Source organism: Clostridium pasteurianum BC1, from assembly GCF_000389635.1.
Classification (GTDB): Bacteria; Bacillota; Clostridia; order Clostridiales; family Clostridiaceae; genus Clostridium_I; species Clostridium_I pasteurianum_A.
This window is the reverse complement of sequence record NC_021183.1, coordinates 1-20,308: the sequence shown is the minus strand read 5'-3', so window position 1 is coordinate 20,308 and position 20,308 is coordinate 1. Positions and strand designations below refer to the sequence as shown.

Annotated in this window: 18 protein-coding genes and 2 pseudogenes; 10 read left to right on the top strand and 10 right to left on the bottom strand. The window is 29.4% G+C overall.

The annotated features are described in order from the left end of the window. The first annotated feature begins 6 nt into the window (after positions 1-6). Together CLOPA_RS23305 and CLOPA_RS24010 are read left to right on the top strand one after the other, a co-directional pair. Positions 7-303, top strand: a complete 297-nt coding sequence (locus tag CLOPA_RS23305; RefSeq protein ID WP_015617867.1) for a hypothetical protein — start codon at positions 7-9, stop codon at positions 301-303. Next, positions 304-1,854 carry a S8 family serine peptidase gene (locus CLOPA_RS24010; RefSeq protein WP_015617866.1) on the top strand — a complete coding sequence of 517 codons (1,551 nt, stop codon included), beginning with the start codon at positions 304-306 and terminating at the stop codon, positions 1,852-1,854. Positions 1,855-2,442: 588 nt separating this feature from the next. Here CLOPA_RS24010 and CLOPA_RS23295 read toward each other — a convergent pair. Continuing rightward, positions 2,443-3,345 (bottom strand): transposase, encoded by a 903-nt coding sequence (locus tag CLOPA_RS23295; protein ID WP_015617865.1) that lies wholly within the window; start codon positions 3,343-3,345, stop codon positions 2,443-2,445. 183 nt (positions 3,346-3,528) lie between these two features. Here CLOPA_RS23295 and CLOPA_RS23290 point away from each other — a divergent pair, with 183 nt between their 5' ends. Next, the gene (locus CLOPA_RS23290) at positions 3,529-4,128 is read left to right on the top strand and encodes a site-specific integrase (protein WP_015617864.1); all 600 of its coding nucleotides are present in this window, start codon (positions 3,529-3,531) and stop codon (positions 4,126-4,128) included. A gap of 12 nt (positions 4,129-4,140) precedes the next feature. Further along, positions 4,141-5,328 carry a DUF4158 domain-containing protein gene (locus CLOPA_RS23285; RefSeq protein WP_015617863.1) on the top strand — a complete coding sequence of 396 codons (1,188 nt, stop codon included), beginning with the start codon at positions 4,141-4,143 and terminating at the stop codon, positions 5,326-5,328. Between the two features lie 762 nt (positions 5,329-6,090). Here the strand turns inward: CLOPA_RS23285 and CLOPA_RS23280 are convergent. From CLOPA_RS23280 to CLOPA_RS26700, 5 genes and pseudogenes are all read right to left on the bottom strand, one after another. Further along, entirely contained in the window at positions 6,091-6,843 is a 753-nt protein-coding gene (locus CLOPA_RS23280) for an EFR1 family ferrodoxin (RefSeq protein WP_015617862.1), read from the bottom strand. Then, positions 6,840-6,980 carry a hypothetical protein gene (locus CLOPA_RS25445; RefSeq protein WP_015617861.1) on the bottom strand — a complete coding sequence of 47 codons (141 nt, stop codon included), beginning with the start codon at positions 6,978-6,980 and terminating at the stop codon, positions 6,840-6,842. Before CLOPA_RS25445 ends, CLOPA_RS23280 begins: the two co-directional genes overlap by 4 nt. A 1-nt stretch (position 6,981) precedes the next feature. Continuing rightward, positions 6,982-8,001, bottom strand: a pseudogene (locus tag CLOPA_RS23275) (NAD-dependent epimerase/dehydratase family protein). 109 nt (positions 8,002-8,110) lie between these two features. After that, positions 8,111-8,539 carry an RrF2 family transcriptional regulator gene (locus tag CLOPA_RS23270; protein ID WP_041711869.1) on the bottom strand — a complete coding sequence of 143 codons (429 nt, stop codon included), beginning with the start codon at positions 8,537-8,539 and terminating at the stop codon, positions 8,111-8,113. Positions 8,540-8,641: 102 nt separating this feature from the next. Further along, positions 8,642-8,914: pseudogene (locus CLOPA_RS26700) on the bottom strand (isocitrate lyase/phosphoenolpyruvate mutase family protein); the annotation flags it as partial. Between the two features lie 472 nt (positions 8,915-9,386). Between CLOPA_RS26700 and CLOPA_RS23265 the strand changes: the two are divergent. The 3 genes from CLOPA_RS23265 to CLOPA_RS23255 all read left to right on the top strand — a co-directional run bounded on the left by CLOPA_RS23265 (position 9,387) and on the right by CLOPA_RS23255 (position 12,628). Further along, on the top strand, positions 9,387-10,235 hold the full coding sequence (locus CLOPA_RS23265) for a reverse transcriptase domain-containing protein (RefSeq protein WP_051115712.1): 849 nt from the start codon (positions 9,387-9,389) through the stop codon (positions 10,233-10,235). A 508-nt stretch (positions 10,236-10,743) separates the two neighbouring features. Continuing rightward, positions 10,744-11,991 (top strand): group II intron reverse transcriptase/maturase, encoded by a 1,248-nt coding sequence (ltrA, locus tag CLOPA_RS23260; RefSeq protein WP_015617859.1) that lies wholly within the window; start codon positions 10,744-10,746, stop codon positions 11,989-11,991. 52 nt (positions 11,992-12,043) lie between these two features. Beyond that, positions 12,044-12,628: a group II intron maturase-specific domain-containing protein gene (locus CLOPA_RS23255; protein ID WP_051115711.1), complete on the top strand. Its 585-nt coding sequence runs from the start codon at positions 12,044-12,046 to the stop codon at positions 12,626-12,628. A gap of 203 nt (positions 12,629-12,831) precedes the next feature. Here CLOPA_RS23255 and CLOPA_RS23250 read toward each other — a convergent pair whose 3' ends face one another. Then, a complete protein-coding gene (locus CLOPA_RS23250; RefSeq protein WP_015617858.1) occupies positions 12,832-13,464 on the bottom strand; it encodes a CatB-related O-acetyltransferase in 633 nt (210 codons plus the stop codon). A 418-nt stretch (positions 13,465-13,882) separates the two neighbouring features. On the opposite strand from CLOPA_RS23250, the gene CLOPA_RS23245 reads away from it, so the two are divergent. After that, entirely contained in the window at positions 13,883-15,304 is a 1,422-nt protein-coding gene (locus tag CLOPA_RS23245) for an IS4 family transposase (RefSeq protein ID WP_015617857.1), read from the top strand. A 426-nt stretch (positions 15,305-15,730) separates the two neighbouring features. On the opposite strand, the gene CLOPA_RS26595 is transcribed toward CLOPA_RS23245, so the two are convergent. Then, entirely contained in the window at positions 15,731-15,865 is a 135-nt protein-coding gene (locus CLOPA_RS26595) for a hypothetical protein (protein ID WP_015617856.1), read from the bottom strand. A 143-nt stretch (positions 15,866-16,008) separates the two neighbouring features. Next, positions 16,009-16,713: a hypothetical protein gene (locus CLOPA_RS24005; protein ID WP_015617855.1), complete on the bottom strand. Its 705-nt coding sequence runs from the start codon at positions 16,711-16,713 to the stop codon at positions 16,009-16,011. A gap of 279 nt (positions 16,714-16,992) precedes the next feature. Between CLOPA_RS24005 and CLOPA_RS23235 the strand changes: the two genes are divergently transcribed. Both CLOPA_RS23235 and CLOPA_RS23230 read left to right on the top strand, forming a co-directional pair. Then, positions 16,993-17,997 (top strand): ParM/StbA family protein, encoded by a 1,005-nt coding sequence (locus CLOPA_RS23235; protein ID WP_015617854.1) that lies wholly within the window; start codon positions 16,993-16,995, stop codon positions 17,995-17,997. 12 nt (positions 17,998-18,009) lie between these two features. Then, on the top strand, positions 18,010-18,330 hold the full coding sequence (locus CLOPA_RS23230; RefSeq protein WP_015617853.1) for a hypothetical protein: 321 nt from the start codon (positions 18,010-18,012) through the stop codon (positions 18,328-18,330). Between the two features lie 459 nt (positions 18,331-18,789). Here CLOPA_RS23230 and CLOPA_RS23225 read toward each other — a convergent pair whose 3' ends face one another. Beyond that, a complete protein-coding gene (locus CLOPA_RS23225) occupies positions 18,790-19,854 on the bottom strand; it encodes a replication initiation protein (protein WP_015617852.1) in 1,065 nt (354 codons plus the stop codon). Between the last annotated feature and the right edge of the window lie 454 nt (positions 19,855-20,308).

The following is a 20,308-nucleotide window of genomic DNA, read 5'->3' as shown; positions in this document are numbered from 1 at the left end:
TATCTTATGAAAAATCTTTCAGAAAATAATTCCATAAATATAGCACTTAATAGTATATTTAAAAGTAAATTCAACATAGACTTGTTTAACTGTGATGATGAAATAGACATCAATGATAATTTATTAGGTAATAAATTAAAATTTAGAGCAAGAGATCTTATTTATTTAATCTATTACATTGAAAAAGAATTCAATATTGATATTTCAATAAATGATATAGATAATATTAAATTTAATACAATTAATAATATTATCTATATCATTAACAAAAAACTATCTGAAAATGAACAGGATGTAATTTAAATGATATCTGTTGCAGTAATTGATGATGGCATTAATAATGTATTTTATGAAGTAAGCAATATTTCAAATAGTATAGAAATAACTTTAGATCTCATAATACATACTGTTACTAATTTTAATTCATCCAATATTAGTCATGGAAGCACTTGCGCTGCTATAATAAAAAAGTATTGTCCTGAAGCAGTTCTTACTAGCATAAAAATACTCAATGATAAAACACGTAAGTGCACAAAAGCTCAACTTGTCAAATCTATCGAATGGTGTATAAACAATAATATTCAAGTTGTTAATCTTAGTTTAGGTACTATAGATTATAGAGATTGTGAACCTATAAGAAAAATAATTAACAAAGCATATGATAAAGGACTTATTATTATTGCAGCATGTAACAATAAAGATGTATTTACATATCCTGCATCTTATACTAATGTTATTGGTGTGAAGTGCTCTGATAAGTATAATTTAAAAGAAGATGAGTACATCTTTAATCTATATCCTATAGATGGCATTGAAATACTATCTTGTAGCACACATACATTATTAAAAAAAAATTTAGATTCGATAGTCTCAAAAAAATGCAATAGTTTTGCAACACCAATGATAACAGCTGAAGTTTGTAAAATAATAATTAGTTTCTATGATATAACCTTAGAAAAAATAAAGGAACAATTATATAAAAATTCACTTAATTGTACAAAAAAAGCATTAAAAATAAATAATATAAAAAATATAGATTGGATTGATACTGCTGCATTTAAATATACTGAAAAAAAAGAACACTTTCAAGAGTTAATTCTTTTAAACAAAATGAATCAAATAGAAGAAGTTGATAATGTAAAATTATTATCTCAATTTAATACAATAATTTTTATTGGAAATATATCAGATAAATATGGATCTATTATTCACAAACTTGTTAAACTAGGAAAAAACATTGTTGTTATAGACACTAATTTACATAAAAAAGTTTATAAAATTAACCATAATAATGTTAACATTAAATTTTGGCAACCTTCAATAGTAAACCTTTTTTTTGAAAACTGCTTATACAAGAAAAAAATTGATATTCCATTGATAATAATATATGACTTTACATATGCTAGATTATTAAAAGTATTAAAAACACTAATAGATAAATTTAGAAATGATGGTTACTATGCTATAGGTATGTGTACGGATCCATTGGGCATTTTATGCGATCTGGAATATGTTCCTATGAATAAGAATGAAAATCTAGTCAAAATTCAAGAAAAAATCGAAGCATTATATGGAATTTATGACTGCGATATTATGATTTTAGGATTAAGTATTAATAAAGATAGTACTTACAAAATAAAAAGTATTAATACTCTCTTAAATCCTGATAAAGTTATTTTTACTGTTGATTGTTTTACATCTGAGTTTAAGCATTTTTTTAAAGAAAATTTTTATAAACCTTTAATTATATCAACTGATTATCATATTGATAATGATTATAAAATATTTAAATATGAAAGTTTAAATATTTTATATAAATATATTTTGGGGTTATTTGTAAACAATGAACAATAAATATAATATCTACGAACTCCACCCCATCAAAGACAATTTTAATTTATTTATTTTTCTATAAAAGTATATTTATGGTATAATTAATAATAATAAAATTTTATGGAGGCCCAATACCAGCAAACGTGTCATGAAGTGCAAAGTAACATTAGAAATCCAGTAAAATAGCCATTTCTCAAGATTACTTATTACTATATTTTCTCAATATTTTTAGAAATGCATAGCTCCATCAAAGTGTTGATATTGCTACGTTTTAAATTTTACTTTGCACTTGGTGACAGCTATGCTGGTACTGGGCCAATATATTATATATATTGTAAATTTGTTAATAATGTTTGCTAATGGTTTAATTTGTTATATAACATTTTACATATAACAACGGAGGTATCGATATATAGACATAAAGCTAAGAATAAAATATCAGAACTTTAGCACTTAAATTCCAGTAAAAATTTTGTTTTTACTGGAATTATATTTTATTACATTTAGTTAAAGTATTGGTAAGCCTTAAGACCGTTAGGTCGATGGAATAGTTATAAATTCCCCTTACCCCACATAATTATATATACTAATTTCCAGTTTTAATTTTGATTAGGTACTTTCTAATATAGGATTTACCCAATTATAGATTCTAATCAAATCATCTCTCATATCTTCCACAAAATCTATTTGAAGCATCTTATTTTTTCTAAAATCTCTTATACAACGAAAAAAATATAGCTGCATTAAATTAAAAGCAAGTATTATAAACATTAATACTGTTTCAACGCCCGTAGGGCTATGGAGAAAACAATGATCTAAATGCCATTCAGTTTTTAATTGATGAAAAGCATTATTCTCAATATGCCACCTACTATGCATTATTTTCCATAAAGTTTCCGATGAAGTATACTTATCTGCTGTTATAATCCACGATTCCCTAAATTCTATTTTATCGCCAATATGAATTTCTTCTACAAATTTCAGAAATCTAACTTTGATATCTAGATTAGACATTTCAAAATCATCTTCATCCCAAGCTTTAACAAATATCTTTTTATTACTGCTTTTGTTAACTTTCCATGCATTATCTGCCTCACGGCTTTTGAATAAAGCAAGTGCATCTTTCACTATATGAAGTCTTTCATCCTTAACTCTAATTACTGCATCCATTCCTATAGCGAGAACCTTTTTAATCCAAGTTGATTTACAGTATAAAGCGTCAGCAACTATTATATCAGCAAAATGATGGAAGTCTTTATATAGCCTTTTTATTAATCTTTTGCCTCCAGTAATCTCACCTTCGGATTTATCAGAACCATCTTTTTTAGGTTCAAGCATTTCCTGACCTATAATAAGATGAGGATCAGAGCCTACTGTTGCACAAACAACTGATCTATGAAAATAATGAATAACACCATTTTTATCAACTCTAGTAAGGCATTTAGGGGTAGTGCTCGCAAAACGCGGAAAATATACGTTAAGACAGTTATTACCAAAAATATATTTTATCAAAACATTCTGACTTAGAATTAATACTAAATAGTTCTAACTCGAAAAAGTATATAACATCAGTGTAAAGCATGGATATATCTAGGGTTTAATCACTAAATGATAAAACTCTTATTTTTTTACTCAAAACAAGTTAGTTAAAGTACAATTATAGTATTGATAATACTAACTAAGTGAGGGATAAAAATGGCAAATGATAAAATGAAAAAAGGAAGCAAAACAGTAGAACCAATAAAAAGTAAAAGAGAAATTCAGGCAGTAAAAAATTATCTATCCGGAAAAAATTTAAGAGATTATACTATATTTGTTGTAGGTATAAATTCAGCTCTAAGGGTAAGCGATATTGTAAAATTAAAATGGGAAGATGTTTTTTATGAAATTGGAGAACTAAAAAAAGAAATTAGGCTAATTGAAAAAAAGACAAGCAAACAAAAAGTTTTCCCTATAAATCAATCTATGAAAAAAGCTCTTTTGGAGTATTTTGAATATGCAGATAAGCCATCTGATAATAAATATATCTTTAAATCAAGACAAGGAGGCAATAGCCATTTAAGTGTAAAAATGGCTTGGAGGATATTTAAGGACATACAGGATAATGTAAAGCTGAGTACTCATATAGGGACCCATAGTATGAGAAAAACCTTTTGCTTTATGGCTTGGAAGCAGGGTGTACCAATTGAAACGCTTATGAAAATACTTAATCACGGATCACAATCTGTGACAAAACGATATATTGGAATAACTCAAGAAGAAATAAATGATGTTTATTTAAACATTAATTTATAAGGGGTGAATTAAATGGCACGTGGTGGAGAATTTTTAACTAGCAAAGAGCGAAAAGAATATATGAAACTTCCCAATAATGTAGCTTCATTTGAAACAGAAAAATTTTTTATGCTTTCAGATGAAGACATACAAGTTATAAATAAACATAGAAAAACTAGCAATAAATTAGGATTTGCAGTTCAGCTCTGTATAATTAGATCTACAGGGTGGACTTTGATGGATTTTGAAAATATACCTTCTGAAATAATATTATATATTTCAGAACAATTAAAAATCAGTACTTTTGAATTTCAATCATACAATAAGCGACAACCTACAAGATATGAACATTTAGAAGAAATATTAAAACTATATGGGTATAAGAGATTTAAAACTAAAGATAGAGAATATTTAGTTAATTATTTAATAGATAAAGCCTTAAAAAATAATAATCTAAAATATCTGATTATAGAAGCAATTAATGAACTTAAAAAATGTAAAGTTTTGCTGCCTTCTATAGTAACTATTGAAAATATTATAATTGAAGTTAGAAAGTATGTTGATAATGAAATTTTTGATTTAATATCTACATCAGTATCAAATGAACAAAAGAAAAGTCTTGATATTTTGATAAATGTTCAAAGTACAGAGAAAAAAACTAAATTATCCTGGCTTCGTGAAATATCAGGAAAGTCCTCATCAAAAGCTTTCAATGCAGTTGCGGATAGAATTGAATATATTCGCAATTTAAAGCTTGAAAATATTGATTTAAGCAGTATACATAACAATAGAATTGATGAATTATATAAATTAGGATCAAATTATGAAGCCTATGATTTTAAGAGATTTGATGATAAAAAAAGATATTCTATTCTTTCAATATATTTAGTTAATTTTTGCAGAAAACTTATAGATCAGGCTATTGAAATCCATGACATTCAGATAAAAAATATTCAGTCCTTCGGTAAAAAAGAGCAGGAAAATCTTATGAAGAAAAATGGAAAAAAAGCAAATATAGGTCTAATTAATTATGTAGATCTTGGTAAGATAATAATTAAAGCTAAAGAAGAAGGTAAAACAGCAGTTGATTTTAAGACAATTGAAGATATTATGCCCTGGGATGAATTTGTAAGCTCAATAAATGAAGTATCTGAAATTACTAGACCTAAAGAATATAATTTTCTGGACTTAATAACTGAAAAATATAGCACACTGGGGTAGTAACCGCAAAACGCGGAAAATATACGTTAAGACATATATTACCAAAACACCGATATATTTTAAACATATTCCTTAAAAATGAAAAAGGTAGGATTTGAGTCACGAATTTCTCTTTTACTTTTTATTGGATCTACTGTTTTGTTTCCTTTTATCATTTGCCATTTTTATCCCTGACTTAGTTAGTATTATCAATACTATAATTGTACTTTAGCTAACTTGTTTTGAGTAAAAAAATAAGAGTTTTATCATTTAGTGATTAAACCCTAGATATATCCATGCTTTACACTGATGTTATATACTTTTTCGAGTTAGAACTATTTAGTATTAATTCTAAGTCAGAATGTTTTGATAAGATATATTTTGGGTAATAACTCTCTTAACGTATATTTTCCGCGTTTTGCGAGCACTACCCCATTAAGAATAAGAAAAGTAAGTCCACTTTCATTTTTAAAGAGATGAAAGTGGATTTGTATTGCTAAAAATATAGGTTAATTTGCACTAATTTACTATTGTACACTAACAAATCAATTGTGTTGTGTTAGAATTCTTGAGAAATAATGGAGTAATTATTAAATTCACTTCTGACCCTTAGCGTACAAAATTATTTGTTTTTTTATCACTTAAGCTCTTAGCGTACGTTTTTTGCAAAAATCTGCCCATACCACCTAAAGGGTTCTTCTTTTATTGCCTTGTTTTTTTAAATTCACAATTTGATTAAATTATTATTTTCAACAGTTATTTATTTCGTTCTGCTGTTATAATTTAATTGTTAGCTTCTATGATTTCTTTCAACTTAACATTTTGATTAATAAATCTTGATTTATTTTTTTCACCCATAAATCTTATTACATTTTGTGGACAATGATTAATACATGCTAAGCAGTTCTGACATTTATCATTAAAAGAAGGTTGTATTCTTACTTCTATATTGTCTACAGGACAAACTTTTTCACATATTTTGCAATTGTTACATCCATCTTCTACATAGAAATTCTTCTCAAAGGATTCTTTATTCTTAGAATTATAAATCACAATTAGTTTTTCAATAATTCTTCTAATAGGAGGATGTTTTTTAATATATTGTTTTCCATCTTTAATATCCTTAACTATTTTTTCGAGATTTTGTTCTATTTTCTTCTTAGGTTCTTTTTCTAGTTCTTTATTAATATCAAATATTGGAATATAGTTATCAATCATAAGTATTTCATTAATATATGAGAATTGAATTCCATTTCTCTCTCCTATCTCTAAAAGATGTCTTGCAGTTCCTCCAGAAAATGCCCCATAAGATGTTACTGCAAAAATATATTTGCTTTTTAACTTTGCTTTATTTAAAAATTCTTCAACAATTTTAGGAACACCTAAATTATATGTTGGAAATACAATACCTATTTTATCATCTTCAAAATCATATTTATTTTCTTTTAGTAACTTTGGAATTGAGTAATATTTTTCTCCAATTCTTTTAGCTATATACAGGTTATTCCCTGTTGCTGTAAAATATAAAACTATCATAAAATCCCTCCTTTTTTTACAACTTCTAATTTCAAAATATTACTATCTATTTCTTCGGTGATAAACTCTGCAATTAATTTTGTATGTCCTTCAAATGAATAATATAGCACAACAATTTGTAGATCATTTCCTTTCATATTAAATATTCTCCTTTATTTGAAGATTTTTATAAACTCGCTTAAAATATTCTTCTAATGCTTCTTTACCTGATTTGGGATTAAACTTTAAATCCTTTCTTGATGTAGTAAGATCATAATGCCTATTTATTCCACCATAATACAATTCTACCTGACTTCTAAGAATTAATGGCTGAGTCTTAGTTTTCTTAGCTTCAGCTTCAAGTTTATCTGCTAGATTTAACAACTGCTCTTTAGTATACTTTTGCGGTATATCAAGACTCGGAATAAATTTTTTTGCCGATTCAATGATATAATCTGAAGTTACGGGCTCTTCATTAGTCAAAATGTATCTTGTACCCTTTACTGCTTTTTCAGATGCTGCAATCATACCTTGTACAACATCAGTTACATCTATTGGTGTCATTTCGCTTATATAGTTTATTTTCATCTTTCCTAAAAAAACACTATCAAAACCTATCGTAGTAGGAGTTTTCTTTAAAAATCCTCCACCAATCATTGCACCTGGAAGAACGCTGACCATATCGAAATCGTATTTTTTTGCTATTTCCCAAGCCTTTTTCTCTGATCGTGCTTTTGAATCAAAGTACGGATTTCCATAACTATCTTCAAGCCATGTAGTTTCGTCAATTTTACCTTTTGAATTAATCTTATTCAATGACAATGCTGCTACGGAGCTCACATACACTATTTTTCTTACGTTTGCTTCTTCGGCTGCTTCCAATATGTTTTGAGTTCCCTCAATATTAGGGGCAATTATCTCTTTTTCGTAATCTTGAGCCCAATGTTTAAATACAGCGGCTACTTGATATAAAATATCTACTCCATCAAGGGCTTTACGAAGTGACTCTTTATCCATTAGATCTGCATAGACTATTTCGCAGTTAAGACCTGAAAATGGTTATTTATCGTTTAAATTACGTACGCTTGCTCTAACATTTTCGCCTCTTTTTAATAATTCTCTTACCAAATTGTTACCTAAATGTCCATTTGCACCTGTTACTAAAGAAATATTTTTCATAATTTAACTCCTCCTAGTAATTATATATTATATACTATATATAATATATATATAGTTATATTTAAAAATTAGAACTCTATCTTTAAGATAGAATTCAATTTAAAATGAACTATTTATTATTCATTATGTCCTCTATTGTGATTTTTTCTAAAGAATTCTTCATTGCCTTTTCAGCATCAACCAGACATCCGTCTACTCGGCTTTTTAAAACTTCTACTTCTTGACCATGAATATTAAAATTTAATCCTGTTTTAAACAATGGTCTATCCCTCTCTAATATCAAGAATATATCCAGTAATGTAATTTCAGCTGGAGATTTTGCTAGTAAAATACCGCCTTTAGCACCTTCTTTAGTTATTGTTATTCCTGCTGCATTTAAATTATTCAATATCTTAACTGCTGTAGGAGCAGCTATTTCTAAATTTTCTGATATTACTCTCGTAGTTAAAAATTCACATCTACATTTACATTCTTCCATTTTTGAGGCAATTAATATTATTATAGATATTGCCTGATACATAGCTAATGAATAAGCCATTATTATCATCCTTACTATATTTAGTTTAACTATATATAGTATATATTTAGTTTGACTAGTTGTCAATGTGTTTTTATAATCTAAACAAATATATCCATGCTCAACGTCGACTGACAATGGTATGTCCACTCTTCGTACGATTTGTTCTACAGTAAGTGCAACATCATCTAATGTGATTTCTTCTCCATCAGGATAACCAAGTTCATAAGCAATTCAATCACTTGTTATTGCGACTGCCTTAAATCTCTGCTTTTCAAATATACAGGCACTTCCTGCACTCCATACATTCGGAAGAATAAACATACCATCTGTCTTGTGTATTTTTTGAAACTTTTTTGCTAAATCTCTTTGCTTTTCTATAATGTGGTACGGCAACGATTCGTGGTGCGTCCCGACAGGGCACATATTCTAGCAGGTGGGAATCCTGCCAAAGTAATATTTAGCAAATAGCTTTGTATCGAGTCTTGGAGATGTTGCGGTAACGTAATATTTTAAGCGTAGGCAGAAAGTTAGCGAGGTAGAATTGACTGGGTGGTAACCCTGCAGTGAATGGTATAGAGCTCCGAAAAGTTGCTCGATGATGTGGCAGAAACGTTCACGAACGTGGAAAGCAATATTTGTTTGTGCGTTAAAGCGAGTGCAAACAAACACATCCGAGGTCAGAGACCCTACCTAGCTAAACATTAAGAATATGTGGAAACTCGGGGAGATCCTGACTGGTCTTTTCAAATGAAAAGTATGCAGTACAAACTGAAGAAGTAAGGAAGGCAAATGCCAGCAGGAAGTCGGATACTCTTATAGTACTGATGATAACGGGTAATGCCGGAGAAAGGAAGGAGAGTAACATATGAAACAGCTTAAAAGGGAAACATTGCCCGGACTTAGAACCGGAATAACAGTGAGAACAAAACTTGCAAGCATAGCACAGGTAGCCCAAAGAGACAAAGATGCAAAGTTCTGTTCATTGGCTTATTTAATGAACAAGAATACATTAAAAGAATCTTTTAAAAGATTGAATAATACTGCATCTCCAGGTGTTGATAAAGAAACTAAAGAAAGCTATAAAATAAATTTAGATGAAAATGTGAGTAATTTGCTAATTAAATTAAAGAAAGGTTCATACAGACCTAACCCAGTAAAAAGGCAGTATATACCTAAACCAGGAAGTGATAAACTGAGACCACTTGGTATTCTTGTTTTGGAAGATAAAATAGTACAAGGTGCTTTAGTTATTATTCTGCAAAACATTTATGAAGAAGATTTTCTTAATGTATCATTTGGATTTAGACCCAATAAAAGCTGTCATGATGCGTTGAAAAATTTAAGCAATGACATAATGAAGAAGAAAGTTAACTATATTGTAGATGCTGATATTAAAGCCTTTTTTGACCACGTTGACCATGAATGGATGATGAAATTTCTTAAACTTAGAATAAATGATAGTAAAATACTTGCTCTTATTAAAAGGTTTCTAAAAGCAGGTATACTGGAAAAAGGAAAATTCATTGAAACTACAGAAGGTGTAGCACAAGGTGGAAGTTTATCCCCACTTTTAGCCAATATATATTTGCACTACACACTTGATTTATGGTTTACAAAAGTAATAGCCAAAAGCTGTAAAGGTGGATGCTACTTAACAAGATATGCGGATGATAGTGCGCCAAGAAGGCGCACTGATGCGACGTTAGTCCCATAGGTGGAGCTATGCTGCACAGAAGATGAGGGAGGGCCCCTCGAAACCGCCATGCAGGTGGAGGTTTCAAACCACCTTAAGCTGCTGTAGTCAAAAGCTATGGTAGTGAGCGTTAAGGGAAAAGGCGAGGCAAGACTTCGTCAGGTATGGGCTATGGAGACGAACACAAGTCAATCGCTGACAAGGTGTCGAAAGCGTATAAATGTCATCAAAACCAGGGGGGAGTCGTTAACCTGGGATAAATTTAGAAGAAACCTGTCTACTGTCTAAATGGTGACCGGCATGGAGGCGACGTGAACATAGTGCAGGCTTTTGTGTGGAACTTGGGAACCTACGACTTCGATGCTAAGGGAGAAATTCAAGTGGAGATCCCATAAGAATTAGAGTACCAATGCGAAGTATAGGGGCGGAACTGACCGTAGTAATGATGAAACTTCTGTAATGGAAGTGGAGTGAAGGGAATGTATTATCCAGTTTTAAATTTGGTCAACCAAAATGAGGGAGGAACTAAATGGAGAAAACAAAGCCGTTTAACATAACAAAGCAAAGTGTATGGGAAGCGTACAAAAGAGTAAAAGCAAATAAAGGGTCTGCTGGTGTAGACAAAGAATCTATCGAAGACTTTGAAAAGAATCTTAAGAATAATCTATATAAGATATGGAACCGAATGTCCTCGGGAACCTATTTTCCACCACCAGTAAGAGCGGTAGAAATACCCAAGAAAAATGGAGGTATAAGAATATTAGGAGTGCCGACAGTATCAGACAGGATAGCTCAAATGGTAGTAAAGATACACTTTGAACCAAAAGTAGAACCAATATTTCATCCAGACTCTTATGGGTATAGACCAATGAAATCTGCAATTGATGCAATTGCAATAGTAAGAAAAAGATGCTGGAGATATAACTGGGTTCTTGAGTTTGATATCAAAGGTCTGTTTGATAACATCAACCATGAGCTACTAATGAAAGCTGTAAGAAAACATACTAACTGTACATGGATACTGCTTTATATTGAAAGATGGCTAACAGCGCCACTTCAAGATAAGGATGGTAGCATAATAACGAGAACATCTGGGACCCCTCAAGGCTCGGTGATTAGTCCGGTCTTAGCGAATCTTTTTCTACACTATACCTTCGATAAATGGATGGAAATTAATTTTCCAAGCAATCCATGGGCACGTTATGCAGATGATGCGGTAGCACACTGCAAAACAAAATATGAAGCTGATAATCTATTGATAAAATTAAACCAAAGGTTTAAACAATGCGCATTAGAGCTACATCCGGAGAAAACACAAATAGTGTACTGTAAAGATGACGACAGGCGTGGGAATTATCCAATAACAAAGTTTGATTTTCTTGGATATACCTTTAGACCGAGAAGGTCTAAGAACAAGTATGGCAAATACTTTATAAGTTTCTTACCGGCAGCCAGTAATAAAGCTTGCAAAGCAATGAGGCAAGTTATAAGAAATTGGAGGATACATCTGAAACCAGATAAGGAAATAATAGATATAGCTATTATGTTTAATCCGGTTATAAGAGGGTGGATAAACTATTATGGATGCTTTTACAAATCAGCGCTATACACAGTTCTGCGTCATATGAATAAAGCATTAGTTCATTGGGCTAGAAGAAAATATAAGAAATTACAAAGACACAGAACAAGAGCAGAAAGATGGATGGGAAGAATTGCTAAGCAATTGCCAAAGTTATTTGCACATTGGCAAATGGGAATTCTGCCTACGGCTGGATGATGGGAGCCGGATGAGCTGAGAGGTTCAAGTCCGGTTCTGAGAGAGACTAAGGGTGAGATTCCCTTGGTCTACTTGCCGTGTAGCATGTTTTCAATACGAAGAAGATGCAAAAGCATATCATGAAGCATTAAAATGTAGACTAATGAAATTTGGACTGAGTATTGCAGAAGAAAAGACTAAAATTATTGAATTTGGTCGATTTGCAGAAGAACGAATAAAGCGTAAAGGTGGAAATAAGCCAGAAACATTTGAATTTCTTGGATTTACACATTACTGTGGTAAGAGCAGAAAAGGTAATTTTAAATTGAAATGGAAAACATCCTCGAAGAAATTTCGAGCCAAAGTTAATGATTTTAATAAATGGATAAAAGAAAATAGGAATCTTCCACTAGGTCTAATATTGGAAAAAGTAAATCAAAAACTAAGAGGGCATTATAATTATTATGGTGTTAGCGATAACTTGGATAACCTGCTTAAATATAAAAGGCAAATTATAAAAGTAATGTATTACTGGTTAAAGAAAAGAAGTCAACGAACTAAATTGAACTGGGATGAAATGTCACAATTATTAGAACATTACCCACTAGCAAATCCTAAACCTAATTCTTTAGTTAATCTAAATCCTATCTACGTGTGAATAGGTTCATATGGGGAGCCGGATGCCTTAATTGGGCACGTCCGGTTCTGAAAGGGGCGGTATCTGTAAAGATTACCGTCTACTTACCTAAAAAACAGTCACAAGACAGTATTTTCCATTTTTTTGCAAACTGTAAATCAAGAATGGATCTACTCAACTTGTGGCTGTTATGACGTTAAATAAGAATAATTAGCCACAAAACATTAAACTAATTTATCAATATTTCCTGACTGAATGTGTCGAATATTTGCTTGGATTTTTTCATCTGGCCAATTCCACCACTTAATTTTCAATAATTTTAAAATTATATCATCACTAAACCTTTTCTTTATAACTTTTGCAGGTATGCCTCCAACAATAGTATAAGGTGGAACATCATTAGTAACTATTGCTCTGGTTCCAATAATTGCACCATCACCGATTTTCACACCTGACATAATTATAGCGTCATAACCTATCCACACATCATTTCCAATTACAATATCTCCCTTATTATCCCAAGCATCTGTTATATGGCGGAGGTCTAAACCCCATTCCTCATAAAATATTGGAAATGTATAAGTAGATAGTGATTTCAGTGTGTGATTTCCACTTGTCATGAGAAACTTCGCTTTACATGCAATTGAACAAAACTTCCCAATTATTAAATTATCATTGTTTACAGGATACTGATATAATACATTATTTTTTTCAAAATCCCTTGGATCATTATAATAATCATTATATATTGTATAATCTCCAACTTTTATATTATCTCTTGTAATTACATTTTTAAGATATATTGTTTGGTAATCGTTACTTCTTGGATATACTTTATTTGTATTTGGAATAGTCATATTTAACTCTCTCCTTTGTATTTTATGCTAATTTTCTGACTATCCCATTATTACAATACATTTCTTCATAGAATCACTCCTAAAATAATCCTTATTTTTTAATTTATGCTCTATTATACTATTTTCAAGGGCATATTTCTACTTATGTCGTATTTAATTACCAAGACGAATTAATTTATTAAGTGTATTATACCATTATGAAATCAATTATTGACATTTCTTAGAGTTGATAAAAATTAAACTTCTCATCCATTTTTTGTCTTAACGTGGGTTTTGTCGGAAATGTTGGCTGTACCCCATAGCCATCAAGCTAAAAATAAATATATAAAAAATTCGCCCCCATTTATAAAAAATAGTACAATAATAAAAAATTCAGTTTTTTATGAAGGGGGTTTAAAAAATCACAAAAGAAAAATTAATGGTGCAAAATGAAATTAAGCATTTATCAAAACATTTACTAAAATATTTTTCCAAAGAAGAAATTGAAAAGATAGCTAGAAAGGTTGGATTTGTACAAAGAGAAGGTAAATTAAAAGCATGGCAGTTTCTTTATTTATGTGCATTTTCACAACTTGATGTATCAAAAGATACACTTGTAACAATGAGCGCTAATCTAAGCTCAAAGACAAAAACAACAGTAAGCAGCCAAGCAATAGATCAGCGTTTAAATGACAAAGCAGTAGAGTTCTTAAAAGAAGTATTTACAAGGCTTTTAAACAGTGTAAAGCTTACAAATTCAAATATACTTACCATGTGGGATTCGCATTTTAAAAGAATACGAATAGTGGATTCTACAGCATTTCAAGTTCCAGAAATATATAGAAGTGTATATCCAGGTTCCGGAGGAAGTTCACAGCCTTCCGGCGTAAAGATACAGCTTGAATATGAATTAAAATCAGGAAACTTTATGCACATAGATGTAGGACCTGGAAGTGGAAATGACAATACATTTGGAAGTAAAATAAAAGATACATTTAAGGCTGGAGATCTTTCATTAAGAGATCTGGGATACTTTAATTTTAAAGATTTTGAGGATATGGAGAATAAAAAATCTTTTTATGTTTCAAGGCTTAAACCTAATATAGCTGTTTATGTAAAAAATGAAAATGTGGAGTATCTTAAAAATGGACAGCCAAGGAAATCAACTATTTATAAAAGGGTGTTTTTAAAAGATGTGGCAAATGAAATGCAAGAAGGTGAAATTAAGGAAATACCAGATGTATTTGTTGGAAGAACTGAAAAGCGCAAAGTAAGGCTCGTCATCTATAGACTTACCAAAGATCAGCTTAAAGAAAGGAAAGAAAAAGTTTTTAAAAATGCTAAAAAGAAAGGGATTAAGAAAAGTGCTAATACAATTAGTTTGATGGGAATAACAATATACATTACTAATATATCAAATGATATATTGTTTACAAAACAAATACATGAGATTTATTCATTAAGGTGGCAGATTGAACTAATATTTAAGATATGGAAGTCAATATTTCATATATCTAATGTAAAACCAGTAAGGATTGAGCGATTTAAATGCCAGTTGTATGGTAAGCTCATTTTACTAGTTTTAAGTTCCATAGTGATATTTAAAATGAGATCTGAACTCTTAAAAAAGAAGAAGTTTGAGGCAAGTGAAATCAAAACTGCAGAAATAGTACATGAATATGTTGAAGAACTTTATTTTAGCTTTATGACACCTTCAAATAATTCTAAAGTTTTAATAAGAATATATAACTGCATATGTAAAAACGGACGGAAATCACACCGTAAGGACAAAAATACCTTTTTTGACATTCTTGGAGTCTCCTACAGCCATCAAGAAAGAAGGTGTAAAACCGCCGCATAAAACAATTTTATTATACTATAATTTAAAGTTCGTGTCTTCAAAAAAATTATGAATACAGGAGCTATTTTGATATGCAAAAAATCATATTAAAATAGCGTTTATGTTAAAATTTGTAATGAAGTAAACTGGTTTTACCTTAATCTCTTACACTAATTGATTTAATACATTATTCTCGTTTCTTAGCTTGATGGCTATGGGGTACTACCCCAAATAATAATGTACTCTTACAATACACCATTGAATCTTATGAAAAGAAAGAATGATTGGTAAAATATAGTGCTTATTCAGAACTAAATACTATTTAATATGACTTAGCTTGATGGCTATGTTGCCTTACCCCAATATATAAAAAACCAACAATTTTTTGTTGGCTTTTTATTATTTAGAATAATATACTATACATGTATATTATATTAAAATTAAGTATTAATAATATTTTTTAAATTTTACTCTTGATAAATCTTTCACATAAGCCAGTATAGCAAATATGCCTACTACACCTAATACAAGAGCTACTATAGTAATGCATACCATAGCAGTTATAGCAAGTTTATCACTCATTCAGCCACCTCCTTTGTTGTCAGTCCCATAACAGCTTTCCATTGCGGAGATAAATAACCCGAAAGGTAGCAACCTAAATACTATTTATCTTCTAAAAATATTATATCATATTGAAAGTAATTAATATAAGCAGAATCTGTATATTATCTATTATATTTTTTCATGTATTCAACTAAGGCCATACTCATGAGATCTTGCTTTGTGAATGGCTGTTTTTTTACAAAGTCATTAAACTTATTTAGAACTTTTTTATATACAGTAAAAGAACGTGTCCAGATTTCTCCATCTATCCATTCTGAATCTATTGTTATCTCTGGTATGTCAATTATATCTTTTCTATTTTTCTGATCTTCTACCCATTTTAAAGCCTCATTAATCTGATCATCTTTATCTTTATAATCTTTATACCATTCTAACATGTTTATAACATCTTTCTGTAGCTTGGCATTTATAACATAATTATAACTATTTTTAATCTGTTTATCTTCAACAGTTGTTGTTGTGTTATCTTTTAAACATAAAGAACTATTTTCTTTTTCTATTCTTTTAGGCTCAATTCCTTTAGGTGTTATATTTGTAATATTTTTAGAACTGTTAAGTCTAATAGTAGGTTCATTAGCTGTTTTAGATGACTTTACCAATATGTTATTATTATGTGATGTTATAACATATTGGTAAGTTTCCTTAGAAAAACTATATCCAGCTTTATTAAATCTGTCTCTAAGTGTTGATTTTGGAATGCCAATATCTTTACAGGTCTTATTAAAAGATGATCCGTGCATAAGATGGTCGTTTATATATTTTATTTGTGCTGTTATATCTTTTTTATCAAAATTAATTTTATCCATTTAATCACCGCCCACTTTTTATAATTCTATGTATATATTTAATTTCCTTTATATTTTAAAGTATATCTTAAAATTAATAAAAAACGCATATCTAAATGTAAAATTTTTACAAAATTAAAGGATATTATTTTTTTATGTAGAATATATTAGTATGCACATACAATGTATGTCTAAATGTATGTCTAAAATATAAAAAAATTTATAAAATCTATTGACTGTATGTCTATTTAGACATACAATAGACATACAGAGTAAATTTTAATTTAGGAGGAATTATATATGAGTTCGGTAGTAATATCACTTGATCCAGGTAAAGATACAACGAAAGTTATGGGGGTTGTCTTAGGTAATAATTTAAAGTTAGATGGAGCTAAACCAAAACATTTTTTATCAAGAATGTATGATCTTACAGATGGATATATTGACGTAGAAGGTGATGATTCTCATAAAGTAGTATTTGATGAAGGAGAATATATTGTAGGAAAACAAGGTGGAGAAAGAAAGAATTTTGAGACTTCTAAAGAGAATCTATTACATAAAATATGCTCTTATGTTTCAATAACTCAATATTTACAACCTGGAACCAAGGACAATAAGGTATATCTTGTGTTAGCTTGTCCTATTACTGTTCTTTCAAATGAAGATGCTAAACAGAGTTATAAAAGTTTTATTAAAGGTGATGGAGTAATTAAAATAAATGTAGATGATAATGATTTTGAATTTGAAATTGCAGAGATAATGCTTAAAGCAGAAGGCAGCGGAGTACGTTATCTTACTCCTGAACTATTTACTGATAAAAAAGTTGGAGTAATAGATTTTGGAGGACAAAATATGACATTTACACTATTCACAGATGGTTCTTGTGCAAATCCACAAAAGGATAGGTTTGCTGAAGATTTCCTTGGAGCTGTACAATTGATAAACTATGTATCAGATGCATTAACAGATCATAACAAAAAGGGGAATAGAGTTAATGTTAATGTTGCTGAAGAAGCTTTAGATCGTGGATATGGTTTAGATTTTGGTAAAAAAGATGAAACTACAGTAGAATATATAAAGAAAGCTAAAATTAGATTCTTTGATGAAGCATGTGAACAAATAGCAAGACATGGAATTTCTCTTAGAGATTTAGATACAGTTATATGTGTTGGTGGTACCACACAACATTTAACAGATGAAATAACAGATAAACTTCCAAATAGCATGATAGCAACTAATTCACAATTTACTACTGTAGAAGGTTTATTTAAAATAGCAGTAAAAAAATATGGAAAAGCTATTTAAGGGCGTGATTTAATGGCCAAAAGAGAAGGTTCTTTTACATTTACATTTTCAAAGCGTAATAATGATGTAAAAGAAATAATTGCAGCAAAGAAAAAAGAAAATAAAGATTTTGTAACTACAGATTACATGTGCGAAGCTGTTAGATTTTACGAAAAGTATGGTAAGAATAATGCTGATTTGAGAAATTTAGTTGTTGAAATAATGCGTCAGGAATTACCAAATGCATATGTCCCTACTGCAGAAGAAATTGATAATACTTCTTCTCATATATTTGATGCTAGTTTCAATGGAAATATAAATGATATTGATGAAAGCTGCTTAGAAGAAGATTAAACAAGAGGTAAAAAGGTAATTTTTTAAAATTAATAAAATTTGAATGCACAAACCATCTCTATGTTATAAATGTGGTCTGTGCATTTGTTTACATATTATTAGTTTACATAATTTACATTATGTAATATGCAATTTATGTAAACCTAACTACCGATACATACCAACATGGAGTAATACCAGCAAACGCGTTACCAGGGGCAAAGTAGATACTATTATATGTTAATTGTCACGCATAATTAGATTTATATTGTATATATCTTATATCTTCAGTAAATTAAATGATCGTTTATTTTATTCAATTTACTGAAGTTACTTTGCACTTCATAACACGTTTGCTGGTACTGGGCCATATAAGAAAAGTATAATAGAAGTAATCATTAAGAATAATACTACTAGATGTAATGGAAGTGGTCAACGTAGGTACGAAGTTGACAAGGTGTCCATTATATCTAGTAGTCGTTAAAGTGCTTCTATTTTGCTTTGTTTAGATTTCTCTCCAACTCTGTCTAGCTCTTCTTTATCCCAACCTAAAAGCTTTTTTTCAAGTTCAGTGTAATCATATTGTCTTTGCTCATAATCATTAAAGTGTGTTTTAGGTGTATTATTCATAGGTTCTTGAAAAATTCCTGGTTTAACCATGCTTATCATAGTTCCTATAAAGTTTTCTACTTTTCTAGCTTTAAAGTGATTATAAACCTTTGATATAAGCTCTATATTACTATTTGAGCTATCATATATTTTTTTTGCTTCAAGGGACGTAATCTTATGGTCATACATTACCTTTTTAACTTTTTCTATATATTCTTCTTTCTCTTCCTTTTCACTTTCAATTTGCGCTGCCATATAGTTTACATCTTTATTATTTGATTTTATGTGAAATTTAAGTGCCGTGACTTTTCTACCTGTTTTTATTTCTTCAAAATCAAAACATATATCTGTTTTTGAACAAAGTTCCCTTTTAGCTTGTACTATTATTCTGTTTTTAAAATTTTGATATATTAAATACGAACCTGTATCGGCTTTTAGTATTTTCCTTAGCTCATCTACTTTTATTTCTGCAACTTTTTTAAATTCATTGCTTTTTAAAATTTCATACATTCTTATTGAATATTTTCCTTTAAGCTCTAATACGTTTTTTAATCTATAACTAGTATAAAACTCTTTTAGCCCTAACATATACGGCTTAAGTTTAGGACTAAATTCTAATTCAATTTTACCCGAACCTTTTTCATATTCAGCACTAGAAAGCCAAGCAACTTGTATTATTTTCTTATCTTGTTTTATTTCAAGTACTTTTTGCATAAGTTCTTTAGTTATTTTAGGAATTTCAGTATATTTAGATTTATCTTCAACGCCTAACAGCTCTTTAAAATCTTTTATACTGAATTCATAAGATTTAAAATTCTCATCTGTAGGCTGTACCAAGCTAGCTAATGTTAATATAATTCTTTGTTCTTGTAAACTTAAATCATAACTTGATGTTATTAATGTATTTGATTTTGTAACTAAATAATTTTCATTCATAATATACCTCCATATAAATATAATACCATACATATAATACTAATACAACTAATATGTATATGTATTAGTTGGGTATAGAAATGTATTATTTAAAAATATGAAGATATATTATTAGGTATAGAAATGTATTATTTAAGAGTATGAAGATATATTATTTAGGTATGAAGATGTATTATTTAGGTATGGAAATGTATTATTTAAGGGTATGGAAATGTATTATTTAGGTATGGAAATGTATTATTTAGGTATGGAAATGTATTATTTAAGGGTATGAAGATGTATTATTTAGGTATGGAAATGTATTATTTAAATTTGTAAAGCACTGATACCACTAACATACAAGACTATGCTAAACATATAAAACAATATATATAAAACAAATAAAACAAATAAAACAACAAACTGTATTGTTGTTTTTGTTTTATTTAAATAATTATTTTTTATATTTGTATTG

Bases quoted from the DNA above. Each gene is read 5' to 3' on its own strand.
- CLOPA_RS23305 (WP_015617867.1), top strand. From the start codon at position 7: ATGAAAAATCTTTCAGAAAATAATTCCATAAATATAGCACTTAATAGT.
- CLOPA_RS24010 (WP_015617866.1), top strand. From the start codon at position 304: ATGATATCTGTTGCAGTAATTGATGATGGCATTAATAATGTATTTTAT.
- CLOPA_RS23290 (WP_015617864.1), top strand. From the start codon at position 3,529: ATGGCAAATGATAAAATGAAAAAAGGAAGCAAAACAGTAGAACCAATA.
- CLOPA_RS23285 (WP_015617863.1), top strand. From the start codon at position 4,141: ATGGCACGTGGTGGAGAATTTTTAACTAGCAAAGAGCGAAAAGAATAT.
- CLOPA_RS23280 (WP_015617862.1), bottom strand. From the start codon at position 6,843: ATGATAGTTTTATATTTTACAGCAACAGGGAATAACCTGTATATAGCT.
- CLOPA_RS25445 (WP_015617861.1), bottom strand. From the start codon at position 6,980: ATGAAAGGAAATGATCTACAAATTGTTGTGCTATATTATTCATTTGAA.
- CLOPA_RS23270 (WP_041711869.1), bottom strand. From the start codon at position 8,539: ATGGCTTATTCATTAGCTATGTATCAGGCAATATCTATAATAATATTA.
- CLOPA_RS23265 (WP_051115712.1), top strand. From the start codon at position 9,387: ATGAAACAGCTTAAAAGGGAAACATTGCCCGGACTTAGAACCGGAATA.
- ltrA (WP_015617859.1), top strand. From the start codon at position 10,744: ATGGAGAAAACAAAGCCGTTTAACATAACAAAGCAAAGTGTATGGGAA.
- CLOPA_RS23250 (WP_015617858.1), bottom strand. From the start codon at position 13,464: ATGACTATTCCAAATACAAATAAAGTATATCCAAGAAGTAACGATTAC.
- CLOPA_RS23245 (WP_015617857.1), top strand. From the start codon at position 13,883: ATGGTGCAAAATGAAATTAAGCATTTATCAAAACATTTACTAAAATAT.
- CLOPA_RS26595 (WP_015617856.1), bottom strand. From the start codon at position 15,865: ATGAGTGATAAACTTGCTATAACTGCTATGGTATGCATTACTATAGTA.
- CLOPA_RS24005 (WP_015617855.1), bottom strand. From the start codon at position 16,713: ATGGATAAAATTAATTTTGATAAAAAAGATATAACAGCACAAATAAAA.
- CLOPA_RS23235 (WP_015617854.1), top strand. From the start codon at position 16,993: ATGAGTTCGGTAGTAATATCACTTGATCCAGGTAAAGATACAACGAAA.
- CLOPA_RS23230 (WP_015617853.1), top strand. From the start codon at position 18,010: ATGGCCAAAAGAGAAGGTTCTTTTACATTTACATTTTCAAAGCGTAAT.
- CLOPA_RS23225 (WP_015617852.1), bottom strand. From the start codon at position 19,854: ATGAATGAAAATTATTTAGTTACAAAATCAAATACATTAATAACATCA.